At 72.9% G+C, this 24,569-nt stretch carries 17 protein-coding genes; 14 read left to right on the top strand and 3 right to left on the bottom strand.

Features of this window, described 5'->3' with window-relative positions:
* From SCNRRL3882_RS24980 to SCNRRL3882_RS24950, 7 genes are all read left to right on the top strand, one after another.
* Positions 1 to 1,347 carry a carbohydrate ABC transporter permease gene (locus SCNRRL3882_RS24980; protein ID WP_010039851.1) on the top strand — a complete coding sequence of 449 codons (1,347 nt, stop codon included), beginning with the start codon at positions 1 to 3 and terminating at the stop codon, positions 1,345 to 1,347.
* Positions 1,344 to 2,204 (top strand): carbohydrate ABC transporter permease, encoded by an 861-nt coding sequence (locus SCNRRL3882_RS24975; RefSeq protein WP_010039845.1) that lies wholly within the window; start codon positions 1,344 to 1,346, stop codon positions 2,202 to 2,204. The genes SCNRRL3882_RS24980 and SCNRRL3882_RS24975 overlap by 4 nt, the downstream gene beginning before the upstream one ends.
* 142 nt (positions 2,205 to 2,346) lie before the next feature.
* A complete protein-coding gene (locus SCNRRL3882_RS24970; RefSeq protein WP_010039843.1) occupies positions 2,347 to 4,608 on the top strand; it encodes a bifunctional glycosyltransferase/CDP-glycerol:glycerophosphate glycerophosphotransferase in 2,262 nt (753 codons plus the stop codon).
* A 160-nt stretch (positions 4,609 to 4,768) separates the two neighbouring features.
* Positions 4,769 to 6,970 (top strand): bifunctional glycosyltransferase/CDP-glycerol:glycerophosphate glycerophosphotransferase, encoded by a 2,202-nt coding sequence (locus SCNRRL3882_RS24965; RefSeq protein WP_010039841.1) that lies wholly within the window; start codon positions 4,769 to 4,771, stop codon positions 6,968 to 6,970.
* An 8-nt stretch (positions 6,971 to 6,978) separates the two neighbouring features.
* Entirely contained in the window at positions 6,979 to 9,219 is a 2,241-nt protein-coding gene (locus SCNRRL3882_RS24960) for a bifunctional glycosyltransferase/CDP-glycerol:glycerophosphate glycerophosphotransferase (protein WP_010039838.1), read from the top strand.
* Positions 9,216 to 11,021 carry a hypothetical protein gene (locus tag SCNRRL3882_RS24955; RefSeq protein ID WP_010039837.1) on the top strand — a complete coding sequence of 602 codons (1,806 nt, stop codon included), beginning with the start codon at positions 9,216 to 9,218 and terminating at the stop codon, positions 11,019 to 11,021. The genes SCNRRL3882_RS24960 and SCNRRL3882_RS24955 overlap by 4 nt, the downstream gene beginning before the upstream one ends.
* Before the next feature lie 113 nt (positions 11,022 to 11,134).
* On the top strand, positions 11,135 to 12,694 hold the full coding sequence (locus SCNRRL3882_RS24950; RefSeq protein ID WP_010039836.1) for a hypothetical protein: 1,560 nt from the start codon (positions 11,135 to 11,137) through the stop codon (positions 12,692 to 12,694).
* A gap of 11 nt (positions 12,695 to 12,705) precedes the next feature.
* Here the strand turns inward: SCNRRL3882_RS24950 and SCNRRL3882_RS24945 are convergent, their stop codons facing one another.
* The gene (locus tag SCNRRL3882_RS24945; protein WP_010039835.1) at positions 12,706 to 13,119 is read right to left on the bottom strand and encodes an organic hydroperoxide resistance protein; all 414 of its coding nucleotides are present in this window, start codon (positions 13,117 to 13,119) and stop codon (positions 12,706 to 12,708) included.
* A gap of 124 nt (positions 13,120 to 13,243) precedes the next feature.
* Here SCNRRL3882_RS24945 and SCNRRL3882_RS24940 point away from each other — a divergent pair, with 124 nt between their 5' ends.
* Positions 13,244 to 13,732 (top strand): MarR family winged helix-turn-helix transcriptional regulator, encoded by a 489-nt coding sequence (locus SCNRRL3882_RS24940; RefSeq protein ID WP_010039834.1) that lies wholly within the window; start codon positions 13,244 to 13,246, stop codon positions 13,730 to 13,732.
* On the opposite strand, the gene SCNRRL3882_RS24935 is transcribed toward SCNRRL3882_RS24940, so the two are convergent.
* Positions 13,662 to 15,221 carry a glycosyltransferase family 39 protein gene (locus tag SCNRRL3882_RS24935; RefSeq protein WP_010039832.1) on the bottom strand — a complete coding sequence of 520 codons (1,560 nt, stop codon included), beginning with the start codon at positions 15,219 to 15,221 and terminating at the stop codon, positions 13,662 to 13,664. The genes SCNRRL3882_RS24940 and SCNRRL3882_RS24935 overlap by 71 nt on opposite strands.
* Positions 15,222 to 15,378: 157 nt before the next feature.
* Here SCNRRL3882_RS24935 and SCNRRL3882_RS24930 point away from each other — a divergent pair, with 157 nt between their 5' ends.
* Positions 15,379 to 16,995 (top strand): glycosyltransferase family 2 protein, encoded by a 1,617-nt coding sequence (locus SCNRRL3882_RS24930; RefSeq protein ID WP_040903186.1) that lies wholly within the window; start codon positions 15,379 to 15,381, stop codon positions 16,993 to 16,995.
* A 66-nt stretch (positions 16,996 to 17,061) separates the two neighbouring features.
* A complete protein-coding gene (galE, locus tag SCNRRL3882_RS24925; protein WP_010039829.1) occupies positions 17,062 to 18,042 on the top strand; it encodes a UDP-glucose 4-epimerase GalE in 981 nt (326 codons plus the stop codon).
* Positions 18,043 to 18,067: 25 nt separating this feature from the next.
* Here the strand turns inward: galE and SCNRRL3882_RS24920 are convergent, their stop codons facing one another.
* Complete coding sequence (locus tag SCNRRL3882_RS24920) at positions 18,068 to 18,694, bottom strand: TetR/AcrR family transcriptional regulator (protein WP_010039828.1); 627 nt, start codon at positions 18,692 to 18,694, stop codon at positions 18,068 to 18,070.
* A 185-nt stretch (positions 18,695 to 18,879) separates the two neighbouring features.
* Here SCNRRL3882_RS24920 and SCNRRL3882_RS24915 point away from each other — a divergent pair, with 185 nt between their 5' ends.
* The 4 genes from SCNRRL3882_RS24915 to SCNRRL3882_RS24900 all read left to right on the top strand — a co-directional run bounded on the left by SCNRRL3882_RS24915 (position 18,880) and on the right by SCNRRL3882_RS24900 (position 24,565).
* Complete coding sequence (locus SCNRRL3882_RS24915) at positions 18,880 to 19,794, top strand: ABC transporter permease (RefSeq protein ID WP_010039827.1); 915 nt, start codon at positions 18,880 to 18,882, stop codon at positions 19,792 to 19,794.
* Entirely contained in the window at positions 19,787 to 20,617 is an 831-nt protein-coding gene (locus SCNRRL3882_RS24910) for an ABC transporter ATP-binding protein (protein ID WP_010039826.1), read from the top strand. The genes SCNRRL3882_RS24915 and SCNRRL3882_RS24910 overlap by 8 nt, the downstream gene beginning before the upstream one ends.
* Positions 20,618 to 20,717: 100 nt before the next feature.
* A complete protein-coding gene (locus SCNRRL3882_RS24905) occupies positions 20,718 to 22,922 on the top strand; it encodes a CDP-glycerol glycerophosphotransferase family protein (protein WP_010039825.1) in 2,205 nt (734 codons plus the stop codon).
* Positions 22,919 to 24,565: a glycosyltransferase family 2 protein gene (locus SCNRRL3882_RS24900; protein ID WP_010039824.1), complete on the top strand. Its 1,647-nt coding sequence runs from the start codon at positions 22,919 to 22,921 to the stop codon at positions 24,563 to 24,565. Before SCNRRL3882_RS24905 ends, SCNRRL3882_RS24900 begins: the two co-directional genes overlap by 4 nt.
* The last annotated feature ends 4 nt before the right edge of the window (positions 24,566 to 24,569 follow it).

The raw sequence follows: 24,569 nt of genomic DNA, 5'->3' as shown, positions 1-24,569 counted from the left end.
ATGACGTCGGCCACGGCGGCAGGGGGCGTCAAGCCCCCTGCCGCTCCCAAGTCGCGCAAGAGTGTGACCGGCACCCGCAGGACCGTCGCGGCGCTGTTCCTGCTGCCCGCGCTCGTCCTGCTCGGCGCGCTCGTGGTGTACCCGATCGGGTACTCGGTGGTCCGCAGCTTCTACGACCAGTCCGGCGACGGCTTCGCCGGAATAGACAACTACAAGGCCCTCTTCACCGACGAGGGCATCCGCACCGCGCTGAAGAACAACATCATCTGGGTGGTGTTCGCGCCGACGGTCGCGACGGCGCTCGGCCTGATCTTCGCGGTGCTGACCGAACGGGTGCGCTGGGGCACGGCCTTCAAGCTGGTCGTCTTCATGCCGATGGCGATCTCGATGCTGGCGGCGGGCATCATCTTCCGCCTGGTGTACGACCAGGACCCGGACAAGGGCGTCGCGAACGCGGTGTGGGTGGGCGTGCACGACACGTTCGCCCAGGCGTCGGCCTTCCCGAAGGCCCACCCGGGCCGGGAGTCGCCGCTGGAGCCGGCGGGCGGGGGCGCGTTCATCACCAAATCGCCCGTCCGCGCGGGCGAGACCGTCTCACTGCCCCTGGTGGGTGTCGCGCCGGACCTGATGCCGGACGGCGCGAAGCCCGCCGTGGCGGCGAAGCCCGAGCCGGACAAGATCACCGGTACGACCTGGCAGGACTTCACGCGGGGCAAGGGCGTGGGGACGCTCAACCGGGTCGACTCGTCCGAACTGGGTTACGCCGGCATGAAGGTCGAGGCCGTGAAGGACGGCAGGGTCGTGGCCTCGGCGACGGCCGCCGACGACGGCACCTTCACGCTGCCGGCCTCGGCCGACGGGGCCCAACTCCGCCTGCCCGCGAGCAACTTCAAGGAGCCGTACAACGGCCTGGACTGGCTCGGCCCGTCCCTGGTCACCCCGGCCATCATCGGCGCGTACATCTGGATGTGGGCGGGCTTCGCGATGGTGCTGATCGCGGCCGGGCTCGCGGGCGTGCCGCGTGAACTCCTGGAGGCGGCCAGGGTCGACGGCGCGACCGAGTGGCAGGTGTTCCGACGGGTCACGGTGCCGCTGCTGGCGCCGGTCCTCGCGGTCGTCACCGTCACCCTCATGATCAACGTGCTGAAGATCTTCGACCTGGTCTTCATCATCGCCCCCGGCTCCGCGCAGGACGACGCGAACGTCCTCGCCCTGGAGCTGTACCGCAAGGGCTTCTCCGAGGACCAGCCGGGCATCGCCAGCGCCATCTCGGTGTTCCTGCTGCTGCTCGTGATCCCGGTGATGTGGTTCAACGTGCGTCGGCTGAGGCGGGAGGTGCGGCGATGAAGACGAAGCAGTCGCTGGGGTCCCGGCTGGCCGAGGGGGTCAGCGGCGGGCTGGTGCGGGTGTTCCTCATCGTCGTCGGCCTGTTCTGGCTGGTGCCGACGATCGGTCTGCTGCTGGCCAGTCTCCGTTCGCCGGAGGACATCGCGGCGAGCGGCTGGTGGAAGGTGTTCACCGAGCCGTCCCAGATCACCTTCGACAGCTACTCGAAACTGCTGGAGAACGACGACATCACCAGCAGCCTGATCAACACGGTGTGGATCACCGTCCCGGCGACGCTGCTGGTCGTGATCATCGGCTCGCTGGCGGGTTACGCCTTCGCCTGGATGGAGTTCCCGGGCCGGGACTGGTGGTTCCTGGGTGTGGTCGGCCTGTTGGTCGTGCCCGTGCAGGTCGCGCTGATCCCGATCGCCGAACTCTTCGGCAACATCGGCATCTTCGGCTCGGTGATCGGCGTGGTGCTCTTCCACGTCGGCTTCGGTCTGCCCTTCGCGGTGTTCCTGCTGCGGAACTTCTTCGCGGAGATCCCTCGGGAGCTGCTGGAGGCGGCGCGTCTGGACGGGGCGGGTGAACTGCGCCTGTTCTTCCGTGTCGTGATGCCGCTCGGCGGTCCGGCGATCGCCTCGCTCGGCATCTTCCAGTTCCTGTGGGTGTGGAACGACATGCTGGTCGCGCTGATCTTCTCGGACTCCGGGAGCCAGCCGATCACGGTCGCACTCCAGACGCAGGTACGGCAGTTCGGCAACAACATCGACGTGCTGGCGCCCGGCGCGTTCATCTCGATGGTGGTCCCGCTGGCCGTCTTCTTCGCGTTCCAGCGGCAGTTCGTGTCCGGCGTGATGGCAGGAGCCGTCAAGTAGCGTTCAGTGCAAGGCAGTTGGAGGGGCGGACCGGTCGCGGTCCGCCCCTTGCGCGTTCCCCCGGATGCCGTAGCCGCCGTAACCAACTCGGCCCACCGGCCGTTCCCGGGCCGAACGCCCGCGCCGACCGATGGATGGCCTCTTGCCCAGGTTCAGTGTCATTGTCCCCGCGTACCAGGTTCAGGCGTACCTGCACGAGTGCCTCGAATCGGTGCTCACCCAGTCCTGTCCCGATCTGGAACTGATCGCCGTCGACGACTGCTCGCCGGACGCGTGCGGCGCGATCATCGACGAGTTCGCCGCCCGCGACGCGCGCGTCCACCCCGTCCACCTGCCGGAGAACGTCGGCCTGGGCCGCGCGAGAAACGCCGGCGCGGCCCACGCGAGCGGCGACTACCTGCTGTTCCTCGACAGCGACGACACCCTCACGCCCGACGCGCTGCGCGCCATCGCGGACCGGCTGAAGGAGACGGGCGATCCGGACGTCCTGGTCTTCGACTACGCGCGCACGTACTGGACGGGTGAGGCGGTCCGCAACCAGGCGGCCCTCCAGCTCACCGAGCAGGGCCCGGCCCCGTTCCGCCTGGAGGACCGACCGGGCCTGCTGAGGCTGCTGATGGTCGCCTGGAACAAGGCCTACCGGCGGGAGTTCGTCGAGGAGAAGGGGTTCGCCTTCCCGCCCGGCTACTACGAGGACACGCCGTGGACGTACCCGGTGCTGATGACCGCGGAGTCGATCGCGACCCTCGACCGCGTCTGCGTGCACTACCGGCAGCGCCGGCAGGGCAGCATCCTGCGCACCACCAGCGAGCGGCACTTCGATGTCTTCGACCAGTACGACCGGGTGTTCGCGTATTTGCAGGAGCGGCCCGAACTGGCGCGGTGGCGGCCGGTGTTGTTCCGCCGCATGGTCCATCACCTGGCGATCGTGTACTCCCGGCCGGACCGGTTGCCCCGCGGCTCGCACGCCGACTTCATGCGCCGGGCCCGCGCCCACTACCGCCGTTACCGCACCCCCGGTGTCCGCGTCCCCCTGCGCTGCCGGGTCCACCACACCCTGATCCGCTTCGGCCTGCACCGCACCTACCGCACGCTCCGGCTGGCGTCGGCCCTGCACCGCCGCGTCGCGCGGACCACCGGGAAGCTGCTGCGCGGTGTGCGGTCCACCGCCCTCGGGCTCCACTACCGCGTCCAGCGCTGTCTCCCGCTGCGCGCCGACCGGGCCGTCTTCACCGCCTACGACGGCCGGGGCCACAGCTGCAACCCGGGCGCGCTGGAGTCCGCGTTCCGCGATCTCGCGCCGCACATCCGCACGGCGTGGATCGCCCGTCCCGAGCACCACCACACGATCCCGCCGGGCCCGCGCCGCCTCGCCCCCGGCACGGCCGCCTACTGGACGGCACTCGCCCGCTCCGCCTACCTGGTCAGCAACACCGACTTCGACCACCGTCTGGTCAAGCGCCGGGGCCAGACCCTGATCCAGACCGGGCAGGGCACCCCGCTGGGGCACATCGGCCTCGACCTCCAGGAGCGCCCGGCGGCGGCCCGGGGCAGGGACTTCGCCCGGCTGCTCAAGGGCCTCGACCAGTGGGACTACGTGCTGTCCGCCAACCGCCACACCACCCTCACCCACGAGCGGGTCCACCCCGGCCGCTACACCACGCTGGAGTACGGCTACCCCCGCAACGACGTGTTCCGCACGGCGACCACGGCGGACGTGGCCCGGCTGCGCGCCTCCCTCGGCATCCCCAAGGGCACGGTGGCGATCCTCTACGCGCCGACCCGCCGCGACTACCGCCGCTCCCAGCTCCACGCCCTCGACCTCCAGCGGATCGTGCGCCGCCTGGGCCCGCGCTTCCTCGTGCTGGCCCGCGCCCACCACTCCTACGACGCCCCGCTGACCAGCACCTGCGGCCGGGTCGTCGACGTCAGTGACCACCCGAGTGTCGAGTCGCTGTGCCTGGCCTCGGACGCCCTGGTCACGGACTACTCCTCGCTGATGTTCGACTACGCCAACCTGGACCGTCCGATCGTGATCCACGCCGACGACTGGGAGGCGTACGACGCTGCCCGCGGCACCTACTTCGACCTGCGCTCCTTCCCGCCGGGCGCGGTGGCGCGCGGTGAGGACGAACTGATCGACATCTTCGCCACCGGCCACTGGCGCGGGTCCCGGTCGGCCCAGCTGCGCTCGGCGTTCCGGGAGCGGTTCTGCACGTACGACGACGGCCGGGCCGCCGAGCGGGTCGTCCGCCGGGTCGTCCTCGGGGAGTCGGACCTGCCGCCGGTCGTACCGCTCGACGAGCGCAGGCCGGTGCCGTCGGCGGCGGCCGCGCTGGCGCGCGAGCCGCTCGCCACGGTGCCGCAGCCGGCCGGTCCGCCCGTCGTCACCGACGTCCTCTGAAGCCGTTCTCACGCGTGGGAGTTCACATGCCCTCCAGCCCGTCGCGGCCGACACCGAGCCGGCCGCCCTCCTGGCGCCCGTCCGGGAGGCCGGTACGCCGTCGCGTCGTCTGACGCGACCCCGCTTCCGTAGTCCCTCGACCCTCGACAGAAAGAGCAGAATGCCCCGCTTCAGCATCGTCGTCCCGTCCCATGGGGTCGCGGGCCGGCTGTCCCAGGCGCTGGACTCGGTCCTCGCCCAGTCGTTCGGCGACTTCGAGCTGATCCCGGTGTGCGACGCGCCCGACTCACCCGCGGCGGACGTCGTCGCCGGGTACGCCGAGCGGGACTCCCGGGTGACGCCGGTGCACTCGCCGCCGTCGGCCGGTCTGGCCGGGGCGCGCAACACCGGGCTGCGGTCGGCGGTCGGCGGCCATGTGCTCTTCCTCGACGGCGACGACGTCCTGGTGCCGGGGGCGCTGGCGGCGCTGGACGCCCGGCTGGGCGAGGTGGGCGACGTCGACGTCCTGTACTTCGAGCACGAGCGCACCCCCTGGTGGGAGGGCGAGCCGGTCAACCCGGCGGCGCCCCTGCTGGCCGGCACACCGGACGGGGCCTTCTCGCCCGGCCGGGTCCCGCGGCTGACGGGCGTGGCGCTGCCGGCGTGGAGCGCGGCCTACCGCCGGGCCTTCCTCACCGAGCAGGGCATCGCCTTCCCCGGGGACCACTTCACCGACACCGGATTCGGCGGGCTGGTCACCCTGCGGGCGGAGCGGGTGGCGACCCTGCGCGCGGTCGTCGTCCGGCATCTGCTGCGCCGGCAGGGCAACCGCCTCAACCTGCCCGGAGGGCACCACGCCGAGCTTCTCGACCAGACCGAGCTGGTACTGACGCGGGCCGTCGAGCAGGGGCTGCCCGCGGACCGGCTGGAGCCGCTGTTCGAGCAGCTCTTCGCCGCCGTCCTGAAGACGGCCGCGCGTCCCCGGCGACTGCCGGCCGGGCGGCGCGCCTTCTTCCGCCGGGCGAGCACGCTCTACCGCCGGCACCGCCCCGCGGACTACCAGCCGCCCGGCGGCAGCCTCGGCGTCCAGCACCGGCTGCTGGCGTCCGGGTCGTACGCCGCGTTCCGTACCCTGCGCGCCGCCAACCGGCGGGCCGTGCGGGCCGCCGCGCTGCTGCCGCGCCCCACGGGGCTGCGCACCCGCCTGCGGTACGCGGTGGGCCTGCGTCTCCCCCTCGACGAGAACCTCGTCGTGTACTGCGCGTACTGGGGCCGCGGCTACGCCTGCAACCCGGCCGCGATCCACGCCAAGGCCCGCGAGCTCGCCCCGCACCTGCGCTCGGTGTTCCTGGTGGAGCCGGGGGCGGTGGACGCCGTGCCGCCCGGCGTGGAGTACGCGGTGATCGGCAGCCGGAAGTACTGGCAGGTGCTGGCCCGCGCCAAGTACCTCGTCAACAACGCCAACTTCGCGGACGCCGTCGTCAAACGCCCCGGCAGCGTGCACCTGCAGACCCAGCACGGCACACCGCTGAAGAAGATGGGCGCCGACCAGGCGACGTACCCCGTGGTGGCCGCGGCGACCGGGAGCTTCGCCAAGCTGCTGGCCCGGGTCGACCGCTGGGACTACAACCTCACCTCCAACCGGCACTCCACCGAGATGTGGGAGAGGGCGTTCCCGGGCGCGCACGAGACCCTCGAGTACGGCTATCCGCGCAACGACGTCTACTGCACGGCGTCCGCCGAGGACGTCGCCCGCGTCCGCAAGGAGCTGGGCATCCCGGACGGCAAGAAGGCCCTGCTCTACGCGCCCACGCACCGCGACTACGCCACCGGCTTCGAGTCGGGCCTGGACCTGGCGGAGTTCTGCGAGGCGATCGGCGACGACCACGTGGTGCTGCTGCGCGCCCACTACTTCTACGACCAGGGGGCGAGCCGGGGCGGCGGCCGGATCATCGACGTCACCGGGCACCGCTCCTCCGAGGACGTGTGCCTGGCCGCCGACGCGCTGATCACCGACTACTCGTCGATCATGTTCGACTACGCCAACCTGGACCGGCCGATCGTCGTGTACGCCGACGACTGGGAGGTCTACCGGGAGATCCGGGGCGTCTACTTCGACCTGATGCGGTTCCCGCCCGGCCGGGTCGCCCGCACGCCCGAGGAACTGGCGGCCGTCTTCCGCGACGGCACTTACGCGGACGAGTCCGCCACGGCCCTGCGCGCCGCGTTCCGGGAGCGCTTCTGCCAGTTCGACGACGGGCGGGCCGCCGAGCGCGTCGTACGCCGGGTGCTCCTGGGCGAGCCGCCCGAGTCGATCCCGCCCGTGATCCCGCTCGCGGAGCGCGTCCCGGCCCCCGCCGCAGCCACCCTCGTAAGGAGCTGACCGAAGAAGTGCCCCGCTTCAGCATCATCGTCCCCGTCTACAAGGTGCAGGGTTTCCTGCGCGAGTGTCTCGACTCGGTGCTCGGCCAGTCGTACGGCGACTTCGAGGTGATCGCCGTGGACGACCGCTCGCCGGACGGCAGCGGTGCGATCCTCGACGAGTACGCGGGCCGCGACGCCCGGGTGCGGGTGCTGCACCTGCCCGAGAACGTCGGCCTGGGCCGGGCCCGCAACGCCGGTCTGGAGCAGGCGGCCGGCGACTACGTCCTCTTCCTCGACAGCGACGACCACTACACGCCGGGCCTGCTGGCGGCCGTCGCCGCCCGCCTCGAAACGACCGGCGAGCCGGACATCCTGGTCTTCGACCACGTGCGCACCTACTGGTGGGGCCGGGGCGGGCGCAGTGAGGCGGCCGACCTGCTGGCCGCCGCGGGCACGGACACCTTCGGCATCCGGGAGAGCCCGCAGTACCTGAACCTCTTCCTGGTCGCCTGGAACAAGGCGTACCGCCGGTCCTTCTTCCAGGAGCACGGCCTTCGGTACGCGCCGGGGCTGTACGAGGACGCGCCGGTCACCTACCGGTCGATGGTGCTGGCGGACCGCATCGCCTGCCTGGACCGGATCGGGGTGGAGTACCGGCAGCGCCGGCAGGGCGCGATCACCAAGACGCCGGGGCGCCGGCACTTCGAGATCTTCCCGCAGTACGAGGGCCTGTTCGCGTTCCTGGAGCAGCGCCCCGACCTCGACTGGGCCCGGCCGCTGCTGCTGGAGCGGGCCCTGGACCACATGCTGTTCGTGCTGTCCCGGGAGGACCGGGTGCGGCCCGCCGACCGGGGCGACTTCTACCGTGAGATCCGCTCATTCCACCGCCGCCACCTCCCCGAGGGCGGCTTCCCGGAGCCGGCCGGCTGGCGCGGGGTCGAGATGCGGCTGCTGGCGTCGGCGCCCTACGCGTCGTACGCGGTGGTGCGGGGGCTGCGGGACGTACGCGCGGCCGCCCTGGGAGGGCGGCGGCGGGTGGCGCGGAAGGCGTCGGACGTCGCCGTGCGCACCTGGTACCGGGCCCAGTCGAAGCGGCCCCTCGATCCGCATCTCGCGGTCTACTCGGCGACCCACCACCGGGGCGTGTCCGGCGACCCGGCCGCGATCCACGCCAAGGCGCGCGAGCTCGCCCCGCACATCCGGGGCGTGTGGGTGGTCCGGGAGGACGCCGTGGACGCGCTGCCGCCCGGCATCGACCACGTGACGCCGGGCTCGCGGCGCTACCACGAGGTCATGGCGCGGGCCACGTACTGGGTGAACAACGTCAACTGGCCCGGCACCCTGGCCAAGCGCCCCGGCAGCGTCCACATCCACACCCACCAGGGCACCCCGCTCAAGTACATGGGCGCGGACCTGCTGACCAAGCCGGGTGCCCGGCACGGGTTCGACGTGCCGCAGATGCTGTACCGCGCCGACCGCTGGGACTACAGCCTGGTCGCGGGCCGGCACGCGGAGCGGGCCTGGGAGCGGGCGTACCCGTGCCACTTCACCTCGCTGCGCACGGGCAGCCCGCGCAACGACGTGCTGGTCGGCGCCGGCCCGGAGCGGGGCCGGGCCGTGCGCGAGCGGCTCGGCATCCCCGCCGGCCACACGGTCGTGCTGTACGCGCCGACCCGTCGCGACTACCGGCGGGGCGGGCACGTGGACCGGTTCGACCTGGCCCGGTTCGCCGCGGACCTCGGCCCCGGCCACACGCTCGTCGTCCGCCTGCACCCGTCGCTCGCCGGGGGCGTGGCGCGCGGCCTGGGCCTCGCCGACCTGCACCGGCGGGGCGTGGTGGTGGACGCGACCGACGAGCCGCACGTCGAGGACGTGCTGCTCGCCGCCGACGCGCTGGTCACCGACTACTCCGCCCTGATGTTCGACTACGTCCTCCTCGACCGGCCGGTCGTGGTGCACGCCGACGACTGGGGCGCGTTCACGGCGAGCCGGGGCGCCTACTTCGACATCACGGCCGACGCGCCGGGGCACGTGTCGCGCTCGTACCGGGAACTGGCCTGGCTGTTCGTGTCCGGCACCTGGCAGGACGCGGAGTCGGCGCGGCTGCGGGCGGGCTTCAGGGAGCGGTACTGCGAGTTCGAGGACGGGCAGGCCGCCGAGCGGGTCGTACGCCTGCTGATGCTGGGCGAGCGGGGCGGTGCGCCGCTGCCCGCGGCCCGCCGCACCCCGGGGTTGCCGGCCCGGTCCGGGACGCTGGTCGAGCGATGACGACTCCCGCCACCCCCGAGGCCGTGCCCTCCCTGCCCGGCCAGCGTGCCTCATCGGCCCGGCCGCCGGGCGCCGTCGAGCGGCTGCGGCCGGTGCGCTGGTGGCACGCGGCCCTGGTCGCCGTACCGACCGCGGCCCTGTTCGTGCTGGGCTACCGGCGGCGCTGGATCTGCGACGACGGGCTGATCTATCTGCGTCCGGTCCGGCAGATCCTGGCGGGCAACGGGCCCGTGTTCAACGTGGGGGAACGGGCGGAGAGTTCGACCGGCACCCTGTGGCAGTGGCTGCTCGCGCTCGGCACCTGGGTCACCGGCGAGGACCCGGCGTTCCTCGCGGTCGGGCTGGGGCTGCTGCTGAGCACGGCCGGGTTCGGGCTCGCCCTGTACGCCACGGGCCGGCTGCACCGGGGCGCGGGGCTGCTGCTCCCGGCGGGGGTGTTCGTGCTGCTGGCCGTGCCGCCGTTCTGGTCGTACATGACCTCGGGCCTGGAGAGCGGCCTCGGCTCCTTCTGGACGGGCCTGTCGTGGTGGCTGCTGACGGGCACCCGGCGCGGTCAGCAGGCGCGGGTGACGTACGCCGCCGCCTTCGTGTTCGGGCTGGGGCCGCTGGTCCGGCCCGATCTCGCGGTGGTCACGGTGTGCTTCCTGACGGCGCAGTGGTGGGTGCTGCGCCCGTCCCGGCGGGGTACCGCGGCCGTGGCGGCCTCGGCGGTGGCGCTGCCGCTGGCGTACGAGGTGTTCCGCGCGGGGTACTACGGGATCCTGGTGCCGCTGCCCGCCATCGCCAAGGAGGCGAGCGCCAGCGACTGGGGCCGGGGCGCCGGCTATGTGCAGGAGACGCTCGGGCCGTACTGGCTGTGGCCCGTCGTGCCCGTGCTCGCCGCGACGGCCGTCCTGCTGGTGCGGCGCATCCGCCGGGAGCGGCGGGACCGCGCCCCGGGCCGGGCCTCGCTCGCAGTGCTGCTGGCGCCGCTCGCGGCGGGTGCGCTGCTGGCCGGGTACGTCGTCCGCGTCGGCGGCGACTACATGCACGCCCGGATGATCCTGCCCGCCCTCCTGCTGCTGCTCCTGCCGGTCCTGGTCGTGCCGGCGACCAGGTTCACGGGGGTCGCGAGCGCGCTGCTGCTGGTGTGGCTGTGCGCGGCGGTCAGCCCGCTGCGGGCGCCGTTCGACGTGCGCAGCACGCCCGGCTCGTTCAACGTGCGCAGCTCCGACGTGGAGGGCCTCGGCGACCACAACCCGGTGCGCACCGCCACCTGGGTGGCCAACTGGCCGGCCCTGCCGGAGGGGCGCGGCATGCTGGCACGGGCCGCGCGGGCGCCCCGGCCGACGCTGCTGTACTTCGACGCCGCGCGCCGGCTGCACGCCACGCCGATGCGGGAGGACTCCCCGTACCACGTGGTGATCGTGGGGCGTCATCTCGGTGTCACGGGAGCCGCGGCGCCGCTCGACGCCTATGTGAACGACGCCTGGGGGCTGGCCAGTCCCGTCGGCGCGCATCTCGCGCTGGAGCGGTGGAGCTGGCCCGGGCACGAGAAGTTCCTGCGCAACTACTGGGTCTTCGCGGAGTGGGCGGTGGAACACCCGCCGCAGCGGGACCTGCTGCGGGCCGGGGCCTCCCGGGAGGCGGTTAAGGCGGCCCGGGCGGCGCTGGGCTGCGGCGAGCTGGCCGAGCTGAGGGAGTCGGTGCGCGCGCCGCTCACCGCCGAGCGGTTCTGGCAGAACCTCACGGGCTCCTTCGAGCGGACGCGGTTCCGGTTCGCGCGCTGGCCGGCCGCGGCGGAGCGGGCGCTGTGCGACTGACGTCGGCAGGTGGGTGCAGTCGCCTCACCCGATGAAGTGACCCGGGGTCAGGCCTCCGGCACCGGCGGGAACATTCGGCGCATGCCCCAGTCCCTCCCCTTCCCGACAGTCCTGTGAGCGCCGGAGTCCTCCTCCGGCGGAACGTCCGCGGCGCGACGGCGCTGCGCGGCGGCCGCGTGGGGCGGCCGACCCCGTACCAGTTCTTCGGCGCCCTGTTCTGGCTGGTGATGACGCTGGCGTACTGGCGCGTCCCGCTGTGCTGCGACGCGGGTCAGCACGCGGCGGTCGTCGAGCGTCTCAAGGCCGATCTGCTCCATCCGGCCCACACCATGGCCGATCTGCCGGGTGAGAACAGCCCGTACTACGGGCCCTACGCCGTCGCCCAGGGCGTCCTGGCGCGGCTGACGGGGCTGTCCGGCTGGGCGGTCGTGAAGCTCGCCGGGCCGGTGCATCTGCTGGTGCTGCTGACGGGGATCGGCCGTTTCGTCCGGGCCCTCACCCCGCGCCCGTGGGCGCCGGTCCTGGCGCTGCTGTTCATGACGCTGCTGTGGGGCACCGCGCGGATCCTGTGGAGCGGCTACCTCGGGCTGATGTCGATGACGACGAACCTGGGGTATCCGTCCGCGATCGCGATCGGGCTGACGTTCTGGGCGTGGGCCTGGACCTGCGTGCGCGCGCGGGACGACGCCCCCTCCGTGCGGTTCGTCGGCCCGAGCGGGCTCGGCGGCTGGTGGGGGTACGCCGGGATCGGCGTCCTGTACGGGCTGATCCTGCTCACCCACCCCGTCACGGCGGCCTCGGCGCTGGTCGGGGCGGTGGCGATCGTGGCGTCGCGGCAGCGGGGGTGGCGCCGGCCGGTCGTGGCGCGCTGGACCCTCGCCGGTGCGGCCGGCGCGGCGGTCGCCGTGTCCTGGCCGTACTACGACGTCCTGGCGCTGGTGGGCGACACCGGCATGGACGCGATGCACCGGCAGCTGTACGAGCGGATGTTCGCCAACTCCTGGCTGGCGCTGCTGGGCCTGCCCGCCCTGTGGGCGCGGGCCCGCGGATCGGTGCGGGACCCGCTGGTGCTGATGTTCCTGGCGGAGTGCCTGCTGGTGGCGTACGGCTGGGTGAGCGGGCACTACACGTACGCCAGGGCCCTGTGGGCCGTGCTGGTGCCGCTGCAGTTCGCGCTGGCGGTGGAGCTGGCGGCGCCCCGGCCGTGGCGGTGGGCCAGGAGGGTGCTGGGCGGGGTGGCGGCTGCCGGGGTGTGCGTCGGGTTCGTCACCGTGCACGCCGGGGCGGTCGTGCCGCGCTCGGTCGACCCGGTGGGGTTCACGCAGCCGACGCGCTGGCCGTCGTACGACTGGGCGGCTCGGCACATCGGGCCGGGCGAGGTGGTGATCACCGACGGGTATCTGGCCGGCCACTCCATCGCCGGGTACGGGCCGAACCTCGCCGCGCCCATCTGGCCCGACCCGGCCCTGGACGAACGGGAACGCAAACGCCGGGCGGCCGACGTCCGCGCCTATCTGGCCCCGGATTCGACCCGCGCCGAGCGTGCCGCCGTCGTCCGCCGCTACCACGTGCGCTGGCTGCTGCTGACGCGCTGGCACCCGGTGCCCGAGGAGGCCGTGGTGGTGGCGTGGAGCAGACGGACGGGGGAGGTGCTGGCGCGGGTCGGGGGCTGAGGTGCCGGTGGCTACTCGATGACGAGGTCGACCTCGATGTTGCCGCGGGTGGCGTTGGAGTACGGGCAGACCTGGTGGGCCTGCTCGACCAGCTTGCGGCCGGTCGCCTCGTCCACGCTGTCGGGGAGCTCCACGCGGAGGGTGACGGCGAGCCCGAAGCCCTCGCCCTGCTTGCCTATGGAGACCTCGGCGGTCACGGCGGCGTCGCTGACGTCGACCTTGGCCTGGCGACCGACGAGGCCGAGCGCGCTGCCGAAGCAGGCGGCGTACCCGGCGGCGAAGAGCTGCTCGGGGTTGGTGCCCTGGCCGTTGCCGCCCAGCGCCTGGGGCATGCCCAGCGCGAGGTCCAGCACGCCGTCGGAGCTGACGGCGCGGCCCTCGCGGCCGTGGGTGGCGGTGGCGACAGCGGTGTAGAGCGCGTCCATGGAAGTCCTTCCCTCTCACACGTCAACGTTCGGCGGCCCGCTTCCGGGCCGCCTGACACCCGGAATTAGAGCACACAATTAAGTTGTACGCAATTGAATGGCGGGCACGAGCTACCCTGGGAGCATGAACACGCCGGACGACGACTGGCTCCGCCTGGACCAGCAGATCTGCTTCTCCCTGCACGCGGCATCCCGCGCCTTCAACGGCGTCTACCGCGTGCTCCTCAAGGACCTCGGGCTCACGTACCCGCAGTACCTGGTGATGCTGGTGCTGTGGGAGCACGGCGAGCTGCCCGTCAAGAAGCTCGGGGAGCATCTGCGCCTGGACTCCGGCACGCTGTCGCCGCTGCTGAAGCGGCTGGAGGCGGCGGGGCTCGTGCGCCGGGAGCGCAGCACGCGGGACGAGCGGTCGGTGGAGGTGCGGCTGACCGAGGAGGGCACCGCGCTGCGGCGGCGGGCGCTTCAGGTGCCGCGCCGGATCGCCGCCTCGACCGGGTTCGGCCCCGACGAGGTGCGCGCCCTGCGCGCCCGCCTCGACGAGCTCACCACGGCCCTGGACGCGGCCGCGCTCGCGGAGCCGCGGGGTGGTTCGCGGGCAGACGAGCGGTCGTAGCGGAGCCGGGCGGCACATGGGACACGCTCGGCGGCACCTCCGCGGCCTCCCGCCGGACATGAAGGCGCAGGACCACCCCGTCCCGGGCGTGTTCCTCCCGGACGGTGAACTCCTCCGCCAGGACGGCCAGTTTCGCGCGCTCGACCGGATCGCGTGGAGACCAGCCCGGGTCCAGCGCGTACGCCTCGGCGACGACCCAGACGCGGTCCACCGAGGAGAGCCTGTGCCGCAGCTGCCCGGGGGTCGCCTCCCGGCCCCACAGCGTCCCGGACCGGGGCGCCGACTCCCGCAGCGCGATGTCCCGGACCTGTCGGAACCCCTTCGGGTAGGCCAGCGCGGCGAGCCTCCCGACGGACGGCACGAACAGCACCGGGTCGCCGGGGCGCAGCCGGCGGAGGGCGAGTGCGGAGACGGCGGCGAGGTTGTCCGGGCGGTGGGCGGCGGACCGGTCCTGACGGTGGACGGGGAGCTGGTGGAGGAAGGTGCCGATCAGGGCGAGGACGCCGGCGACGCCCAGCACGGCCCGCACCCGCCGGCCACCGACCCGCACCCGCCGCCCGTCGAACCGCACCCGCCCCAGCGCTCCGGCCACCCGCCCGGCCCCGGCGGCCACCAGCAGGGACGCTCCCGCCAGGGAGTAGAGCACGTACCGGTCGTGGAAGAGCGGCCGCACCTGCGACACGGTCATCAGGATCCCCGGCGGCACGACCAGCAGCGGGAGCGCGACCGCCGTCAGTCGCCGCGCCCGGAGCCCGACGGCCATCAGCAGCAGCGCCCCCCAGAAGGCCACCCCGGCCGGGCCGGGAGAGAAGTTCCGCACCAGCCTCTCGGCCCTGTCCCACCCGGGCGTCACCAGCCACGCCACCTGCCCGGACTGCCCCTGCGACACCCACACCAGCGGCAGCATGACCAGCACCGCCGCCCCGGCCGCACGCCCCCACCCCGACCACACCTCCCTCGGCACCCGCAGCAGGGCAAGCGTCAGCGCGTGCGCGCAGAGCACCGGCACCGCCAGCTCGTGCAGCAGACAGGTCAGGGCGACGACGGTCCCGTACGGCCACCAGGCCCGGGCGGTCGCCGCCTCCACCGCCCTGAGCAACAGCAGCGTCGCCCCCGCCACACCCGCCGCGACGAGCGCGTACGACCGTCCCTCCTGGGCGTAGTGGCCGGTCATCGGCGTGATCGCGTAGAGGAGACCGGCCCACAGGCCGACCCTCGGCCCGGCCAGCCGGACGCCGAGGGCCGCGACCAGGCCGGCGGTCGCCGTCGCCGCGCACACCGACGGCAGGCGCAGCACGACCTCGCTCGGGTGGACGGTGAGGACGGCGTGCATGAACAGGTAGTACAGGCCGTGCACCGCGTCCACGTCGTGCAGCAGCCGCCAGATCTGCGGCACCGTGCGCTGCGCGACCTGGAAGGTGACGCTCTCGTCACCCCACATGCCACCGCGGTCCAGGCCCCACAGTCCGATCCCCGGCATCACCGCCATGGGAACCGCCACGGGCACCACGCCCGTACCCAACCGGCCGCTCCCCCTCGACTGTCCGATCGTCACGGCCCGATTCTGTGCTGTTGCACAGGTTTTGGTGACCCTTGATGGTGTGTTACCACTTTCATGTCATTCGCCCGGCTTACGATCCGCCGTGATGAATGCCGTACAGAACCCCGGGAGGCCTCTCCCCCAGGTCGCCGTCGTGGTCATCGGCTACGACGACGCCGCCCATGTGACGGACGCCGTGCGCTCGGCGCTCGCCCAGGGGCCGGCCGTGCGCGAGGTCGTGGCCGTCGACGACTGCTCGACGGACGGCAGCGCCGACCTGCTCGACCGGCTCGCCGCGTCGGAGCCCCGTCTGAAGGTCATCCGCCGCCGGGCCAACAGCGGCGGCTGCGGCACCCCGCGCAACACCGGGCTCGACGCGGTGACGTCGCCGTACGTGATGTTCCTGGACAGCGACGACGTCCTGCCGCCCGGCGCGGTCGACGCGCTGCTCGACGCGGCGACGGGCACGCACGCTGAGGTGGCGAGCGGCCTGTGCGTACGCCGGGAACTGCCGTCGGGGCGCGAAGTGCCCTGGCAGGCGCGCCTGTACGCGCTGCACGCCGTGGTACCGCACCCCGCGCAGCGCCCGCTCCTGGTCCACGACACGCTCTGCGTCAACAAGCTCTACCGCACCGGCTTCCTGCGCGAGCACCGCATCCGCTTCCCCGAGGGCCGCTTCCCGTACGAGGACGTCGTCTTCGCCGCGCGCGTGCTGGCCGCGGCCCCGCGCATCGCCCTGGTCCCGGACCGGGTGTACGTCTGGCACGTGCGCCGGTCCGCCGAGCGGCTGTCGATCTCGCTGGACCGGGCCGGCGTCGAGAACTGGCGGGCCCGCACCGAGGCGTGCCGGCAGGCGTACGAGGTCCTGCTGGGCGCCGGGCAGAAGGAACTCGCCCGGGTCGCGCGCGCCAAGTTCCTCGACCACGATCTGCGGATGTACCTGCGGGAACTGGGGTTGCGCGACGCCGCCTACCAGCGCGCGTGGTGGGAGCTCACGCGGGCGCATCTCGCCGAGTACGACGCGGACGACTGGGCCCGCAACCCGGCCGCTCCCGGCCGGCTGGTGGGGCGGGTCGTCCTGGCGTCCCAGGAGCCGCGCGACCTGCCCCGGCTGCGGGAGCTGGCGGCCCGCCCGGCCCGGTTGTACCCGCCGTACGCCCGGGCCGCGGACGGCACGCCCGTCTGGTCGGTAGACCTCCCGCAGGTCTCCCTGGAGCCCCTGCTCACCCGGCCCGTGCACGTGCTGCCCCTCGCCGTCGACGCGGACCTGCGGCCACGCGCGCGGGGCGCCCGGCTCCGGCTGCGCCTGCACGAGCTGTACGGCCGGCTGGCGCAGGCGGGCCCGGAGGCGGTGGAGGTGGAATGGCGGCACCGGGACGACGGGGACGAGGTGGTCCGCCGTACGGCCGTGCTGGTGCCGTCGGCCGGCGGCTGGTCTGCGGAGACGACCGTGGCCCTGGCCGCGCTGGCCGCGCCCGGCGTGGGCACTTGGGACCTGCGCCTTCGGATCCGCTTCCGCGACGGCGTGAGTCGCGAGGTCACGGCGCACGCCCTCACGGGCGCCGGTCTGCTGCGCCGCAGCGCCGTCCCGAGCGCCCGGCACGGCGTGGTACTCGTACAGCCGTACGCCACCCACTCGGGCGCGCTGGCGCTGCGCGTGGCGCCCGGCGTACGCGGTGTGCTGTCCGTCGCACGCGGAAGGCTGCGTCGCCTGCTTCACTGAGAGCACGACGACGTATCCGCACAGAGCACCACCACCATGGGCCAACTGACGAGGGGACAGCCGCACATGACCTGGTTGATCACCGGCGGCGCCGGCTACATCGGAGCGCACGTCGTACGGGCGATGACCGCGGCGGGGGAGCAGGCGGTGGTGTACGACGACCTGTCCACCGGAATCGCCGAGCGGGTGCCCGACGGGGTGCCGCTGGTGGTGGGCTCGACCCTGGACGCCGAACGGCTCGCGCGCGTCCTCGCGGACCACTCGGTCACGGGCGTGGTCCACCTCGCGGCGAAGAAGCAGGTGGGCGAGTCGGTCGAGCAGCCGCTGCACTACTACCGGGAGAACGTCGAGGGCCTGCGGGTCCTGCTGGAGGCGGTGACGGCCGCGAAGGTGCGGTCCTTCGTCTTCTCGTCCTCGGCGGCGGTCTACGGCATGCCCGACGTGGACCTGGTCACCGAGGAGACCCCGTGCGTGCCCATGTCGCCGTACGGCGAGACGAAGCTGGCGGGTGAGTGGCTGGTCCGCGCGACGGGCCGGGCGACCGGGCTGTCGACCGCGTCCCTGCGCTACTTCAACGTGGCCGGCGCGGCGAGCCCGGAGCTCGCGGACGTCGGCGTGTTCAATCTGGTCCCCATGGTCTTCGAGAAGCTCACGGAGGACGCGCCGCCGCGCGTCTTCGGCGACGACTATCCGACCCCGGACGGCACCTGCGTACGCGACTACATCCACGTCGTGGACCTGGCCGAGGCCCATGTCGCCGCTGCCCGGGTCCTGCGCTCCGCCCCCGGCCGCGACCTCACGCTCAACATCGGCCGGGGCGAGGGCGTCTCCGTCCGCGAGATGATCGACCGCATCAACGCGGTGACCGGCTACGACCGGCCGCCCACGGTCACGCCCCGCCGCCCGGGCGACCCGGCCCGCGTCGTCGCCTCGGCCGACCGCGCCGCCGCCGAGCTGGGCTGGAAGGCCCGGCACGACGTCCAGGACATGATCACGTCGGCGTGGGAGGGCTGGGTACGCCTGCATCCGGAGGCGGCCCGGGGCTGACCCTCCGCACCCGGCAAGAACGCCCCTACAACGCCTTCAGCGCCCCCGCCGTGGCCCGGGCCAGCGCCCCCAGATACCCCTTGGGCAGCTTCGGGCTGCGGATCACCACCGAGCGCCAGTAGAGCGGGCCGGAGATCAGGTCGAGGGCGAGGTCGTGGTCGAGGCCCGGGCGGACTTCACCGCGGGCTTCGGCCGCCGTGACGATTCCGGTCGCCACGCCGTGCTGGCCCTCGCGCAGCGCCTTCTGGAGGGCCTCGGCGATGTCCGGGTTGCGGGCCGCCTCGGCCTGGAGGTCGGGGATGATCTGCGAGGCGACGGGGTGGCGCAGGGCGCGGGACGTCACCTCGTACAGCAGCCGCAGGTCGCCCTCCAGGGAGCCGGTGTCCGGCGCCGGCAGGCCCTGCACGGCGAGTGCCGAGACGATGTCGAGGACCAGGTGCAGCTTGGAGCGCCAGCGGCGGTACACCGCCGTCTTCCCCACCCCCGCCCGGCGGGCGATCCCCTCGATGGACATCCGCGCGTAGCCGACGGCCGCGAGCTCCTCGAAGACGGCTGCCCGGATGGCTTCCGTCACGTCCTCCCGCAGTACGGCGGCCCCCGCGGGGGCCCGGCGGCGCGGGGGCTGCTGGGGCTCGTCGGGCTTCGTCGTCATGCCGACAGCATAGGGCGTCACGACGAAACGGTTGCGTTCCGACGCTCGGACGGCATACGCTCGCGTTGCGACGATACGGTCCCGTCCCGACGTAAGAAGCCATGAAGAGTCCGGTAAGAACCGCCCCACGGCACCGCTCTTCACGACTCCATAGGTCCCACACCCCCCGAACGAAAGCAGCGGATGTGAGCCAGGTCCTCCACACACCGCCCCAAGCACCGGCCCCCGCCGACGACGACCTCGCGGCCCTCGCCGCCCGCCACGGCCTCTCCGTCAGCGGCGCCCGCCCCTCCCTGCCCGAGTACGTCCGCCAGCTGTGGGCCCGCCGCCACTTCATCACCGCGTTCGCCACCGCCAAGCTCACCGCCCAGTACAGCCAGGCGAAGCTCGGCCAGGTCTGGCAGGTGATGACCCCGCTGCTGAACGCGGCGGTCTACTACTTCATCTTCGGCGTGCTGCTCGGCACCAAGCACGGCGTGCCGGACTACATCCCGTTCCTGGTCACGGGCGTGTTCATCTGGACGTTCACGCAGAGCTCGATCATGGCGGGCACCCGCGCCATCTCCGGCAACCTCGGCCTGGTGCGCGCCCTGCACTTCCCGCGCGCCGCGCTGCCCCTGTCGTTCTGTCTCCAGCAGCTCCAGCAGCTGCTGTTCTCCATGGGCGCCCTGGTCGTCATCCTGCTCTGCTTCGGCGTGCCGGTCCGCGTGTCCTGGCTGCTGGCGGTGCCGGCGCTGTTCCTGCAGTTCACTTTCAACGCGGGCGTCTCCATGGTCATGGCCCGGATGGGCGCCAAGACACCGGACATCGCGCAGCTGATGCCGTTCGTGCTGCGCACCTGGATGTACGTCTCGGGCGTCATGTGGAGCATCGACAAGCTGGCGCAGAAGGACAGCCTCCCGCACGTGGTGACCGTGGCGCTGGCGGCCAACCCGGCCGCCGTCTACATCGACCTGATGCGCTTCGCCCTCATCGACAGCTTCCACGCGAGCCAGCTCCCGGCCCATGTGTGGGCGCTCGCCGCCGGCTGGGCGCTGGTCGCCGGCGTCGGCGGCTTCATCTACTTCTGGAAGGCTGAGGAGACGTACGGCCGTGGCTGACCTCACCAACGACAGGATCCCCACCGTCGTCGCCGACGGCGTGGACATCGTCTACCGCGTCAACGGCACCGGCGCCGGGCGCGGCTCCGCGACGGCGGCCCTCAACCGCATCGTGCGCCGCAAGCAGACGGAGAAGGCGTCGGGCGTGCGCCGGGTGCACGCCGTGAAGAACGTGTCCTTCGTCGCGTACCGGGGCGAGGCGATCGGCCTGATCGGCACCAACGGTTCCGGCAAGTCGACCCTGCTGAAGGCCGTCGCCGGGCTCCTCCCCGTGGAGAACGGCCGGATCTACACCGACGGCCAGCCCTCCCTGCTCGGCGTCAACGCGGCCCTGATGAACGACCTGACCGGCGAGCGCAACGTGTACCTCGGCGGCCTGGCCATGGGCATGTCCCGCGAGCAGGTCAGGGACCGCTACCAGGAGATCGTCGACTTCTCGGGCATCAACGAGAAGGGCGACTTCATCACGCTGCCGATGCGCACGTACTCCTCCGGCATGGCGGCGCGGCTGCGGTTCTCCATCGCCGCCGCCAAGGACCACGACGTCCTGCTGATCGACGAGGCGCTGGCCACCGGCGACCGCTCCTTCCAGAAGCGCTCCGAGGACCGCATCCGCGAGCTGCGCAAGCACGCCGGGACGGTGTTCCTGGTCAGCCACAACAACAAGTCGATCCGCGACACCTGCGACCGCGTGCTGTGGCTGGAGCGCGGGGAACTGCGCATGGACGGGCCGACGGAGGACGTCCTGAAGGAGTACGAGTCGTTCACCGGCGACAAGTCCCCCAAGGCCAAGCCGAAGCCCGAGGTGCCCGTTCCCTCGTGAGGCGCACCCCGGTCGGCCCTTTTGTCACAAAGATGGCACCATGACCGAATACGGTGCGTCCGGCGCGGCGTGAACGCGACGAGATGAAGGAGTCCTGGTGATGGCCGAGCTCAGCGTCATCGTCCACGGGCCGAACGTTCAGGATCATCTGACGGAGCTCCTCGACTCCCTCGCCGCCCATCCGCTGCCGGACGCCGAGCTGATCGTGGCCGCGGTCGGCGACTGGGCCCGGGAGACGGCCGACCGGCACGCCGCGGACGGCGGTCCGGTCGACGTGGTCCCGCTGCCGGAGGGCACGGGTGACGCCGCGGCCCGGGCGGCGGGCGCGGCGCGGGCCTCCGGGCGCTGGCTGCACTTCGTCCACGCCAAGGACGGCCTGCCCGCCGGCGCCCCGCGCACGGTCGCCGAGCGGGTGGCCGAGCTGCCCGGCGAAGTGGACGTCCTGCTCCTCGACCACGTCCGCAGCACCTGGCACACCTCCGGCATGCCCTCCCGGGACGGATCCCTGCTGGCCGGGGCGGGCCGTGCCGACGTCGCCCTCGACGACTGCGCGCCCCTGCTGCGCCTGACCCCGCTGCTCGGCACGCGCGTGCTGCGCACGGACTTCTGGCGGGCGCACGAGCAGCGGCTCACCACCGACGACGAGCCGTACGCCGCCCTGGCCGCCCTGCTGCTCGCCGACCGTGTCGCCTGCCTCCCGCACATCGCCTACGAGGACCGCCGGCTGCGCCCCGCGAGCCTGCCCCCGGTCACTCCCCAGCAGCGCTACGGCCTCGTCGAGCGCTACGAGTCGCTCCTCGACCTGACCCGGGAGCGCCGCGCCGCCCACGCCGTGCTCTACGACGTCATGGTCCGCGACTGCCTGCGCACCTTCGCGCGCGGGGACATGCCGGAGGAGGTCGCGCGGGAGTTCTTCCGCCGGGCGTCCCTGGCGGCCCTGCGCCGCCGCCCCGATGGCTACCGGCGCCCGGCCGGTCTGGAAGGCGTCCGCCGCTCCCTGCTCGAAGAGGGCGCCTACGGCAGGTACCGGGCCTTCCAGGCCGTCAACCGCACCCGCCGCACCGCCAAGTCGGCCGTACGGGCCCGGAAGCGGCAGGCCGGCGCCAAGCTCCGCGACCACCAGTACCGCAGGGCGCTCGGCCGCCCCGTCAATCCCCACCTGGCGGTGTTCTCCGCGTACTGGAACCGCGGCGTCGCCTGCAACCCCGCCGCGATCGCCGCGAAGCTCGCCGAACTCGCCCCGCAGATCCACCCGGTGTGGGTGGTGACCGGGGAGAACGCGGCCCTCCTGCCGCCCGGCACCGACCATGTCGTGCCCGGCAGCCGCCGCTACTGGGAGGTGCTGGCGACCGCCAAGTACCTCGTCAACAACGTCAACTTCCCCAACGCGGTGGTCAAACGCCCCGACGCCATCCACCTCCAGACCCACCACGGCACGCCCCTGAAGCGGATGGGCATCGACCAGATGGCGTACCCGGCCGCCGCCCAGGGCCTGGACTTCCAGGCGCTGCTGGAGCGCATCGACAAGTGGGACTACAGCGTCTCCGCCAACAGCCACACCACCCGCATGTGGGAGCGCGCGTACCCGTCGCACTACGTCTCCCTCGACCACGGCTATCCGCGCAACGACGTCTACTACACGGCCGGCTCCGAGGACATCCGCGCCGTCCGGGACAGGCTCGGCATCGCGCCGGGCCGCCGCGCCGTGCTCTACGCGCCCACCCACCGCGACTACGAGGCCGGCTGGACGCCGCGCCTGGACCTCGCCGCCCTCGCCGACCGCCTCGGCGAGGACACGGTCCTCCTCGTCCGCGGCCACTACTTCTACGGCGGCGCCGCCTCCCCGCTCACCAACCTGCGCCGCACCGGCCGGATCATCGACGTCTCCTCCTACGACCCGGTGGAGGAGCTGTGCCTGGCGGCGGACGCCCTGGTCACGGACTACTCCTCGATCATGTTCGACTACGCCAACCTCGACCGGCCGATCGTCATCCACGCCGACGACTGGGAGACGTACCGCACCACCCGCGGCGTCTACTTCGACCTGATGGCCGAGGCCCCGGGCCCCGTCGCCCGCACCCAGGAGCAGTTGACGGAGATCCTCACCACCGAGGCCTGGCGCGACGAGGGCGCGGCGAAGGCCCGGGCCGTCTTCCGGCGCCGGTTCTGCGAGTACGACGACGGACGCGCCGCCGAACGCGTCGTCCGCCGGGTCTTCCTCGGCCAGGACGAGCGGTCCCTGCCGCCGGTGCTGCCGATCGAGGAACGCACCCCGGCTCCGACCCCGCAGGAGGCGACCGCATGAGCACCCCCGACGTCACCGTGACGGTCATCGTCTACAACGACGCCGAACGCCTCACCCGCGCGGTCGACTCGGTCCGCCGGCAGACCCACGCGAACGTGGAGATCGTCATCAGTGACGACCACTCGACGGACGAGACCCCGGAGGTCGCACGGCGTCTGGCGGCCGAGGACCCCCGCATCCGCCACCTCCGCCTGGAGCGGAACAGCGGCGGTTGCAGCGCACCGCGCAACCGCGCCCTGGAGATCGCCCGGGCGCCGTACCTGATGTTCCTCGACAGCGACGACGAACTCCCCGAGGACGCCGTCGCACTGCTCCTCGCCGCGCACCGCGAACGCGAGATCGACTTCGCGATGGGCGCGGTGCAGCGCGTCCGGGTCGACAACGGCCGCCGCTCGACGTGGATGCCGCACCTGGTCGCCGAGCGCCGCACCCTCGACGGCATCGAGGCCGACCCGCGTCTGCTCTTCGAGCACCTCTCCACCAGCAAGATGTACGCCCGCGCCTTCCTCGACCGGCACGGCCTGCGCTTCCCGGAGGGCATCCACTACGAGGACCAGCTGTTCTCGGCGCAGGCGTACTGCCTGGCCAAGGCGTTCACGATCATCCCGGAGCCGGTCTACCGCTGGTACGTGGCACCCTTCGCGGCCTCGGAGGCGGCCTCGATATCCAACCAGCGGCACAAACTCGCCAACGTGCGCGACCGCATCCATGTCCAGCACCTCATCGACACGTTCCTGGCCGAGAGCGGGCACGAGTCGCTGCGGGAGGACAAGGACCACAAGTTCCTCAAGCACGACTTCCGGATGTACGCCGGTGACCTGCCCTACCGGGACGAGGAGTGGCTGTCCTCATCCGCGGACATCGTCACGCCGTACCTGGACACGCTCACGCCGGGCGCGTTCGCCCGGCTCCCCCGCGCCGAGCGAGTGGTCCTCCAGCTGGTCCGCGACCGCCGCCTGCCGGAGGCCGGGCTGGCGGCCCGGGGCCTGGGCCACGGCGTGGCCCCGAGGCAGGTGACGGCGGACGAACAGGGCCGCACCTACTGGGGCGACCGGGTCCCCTCGACCGAACGGGCCCGCCGCGAACTCGACATCACCGACCTGGACCTGGAGACGCGCCCCTTCCCGAGCGCCCAGTTCCGCCACGAGATCACGGAGATCACCCGGGGCCCGGGCGCCTCGGTCGACCTCACCGTCCGCACGTACGACCCGGCCCTGCGCCTCCCCGTCGGCCCCCAACGCGCGACCCTCCTCATCGCCCCGGGCCGGCGCCGTCTCAGCGTCCCGTTCCGCCTCTCCCCCGTCCGCCCCGGGATCTTCGAGGGCCACGTCCACCTGGACCTGGCAGCGGCACCCCTCCCCTTCCAGGGCTTCGCCGGAGTCCGGCACCCCTTGCTGCGCCTGCAGCACCAGGGCTTGACCCACACGGGCCTGCTCCTGGCGCCCCTGGCATTCCCGACGTTGACGACCCGGGTCCCCCACCACCGCCTGACCCTCGAACCAGAGGGCCACGGCCCGGGCCGCTTGCAGGTCCGCTGGGAACCGGTGGGCCTGACGGCGAGGCTGATCGGCCCGGTGGCGCGACGGGTGGCAAGGCCCCGGGTGAAGAGGGCAGCACACTTGGTGGCAAGCGCCCTGAAGTAACGGA

It is taken from the genome of Streptomyces chartreusis NRRL 3882, from assembly GCF_900236475.1.
GTDB lineage: Bacteria > Actinomycetota > Actinomycetes > Streptomycetales > Streptomycetaceae > Streptomyces > Streptomyces chartreusis_D.
This window is presented reverse-complemented; position numbering and strand designations above follow the sequence as displayed.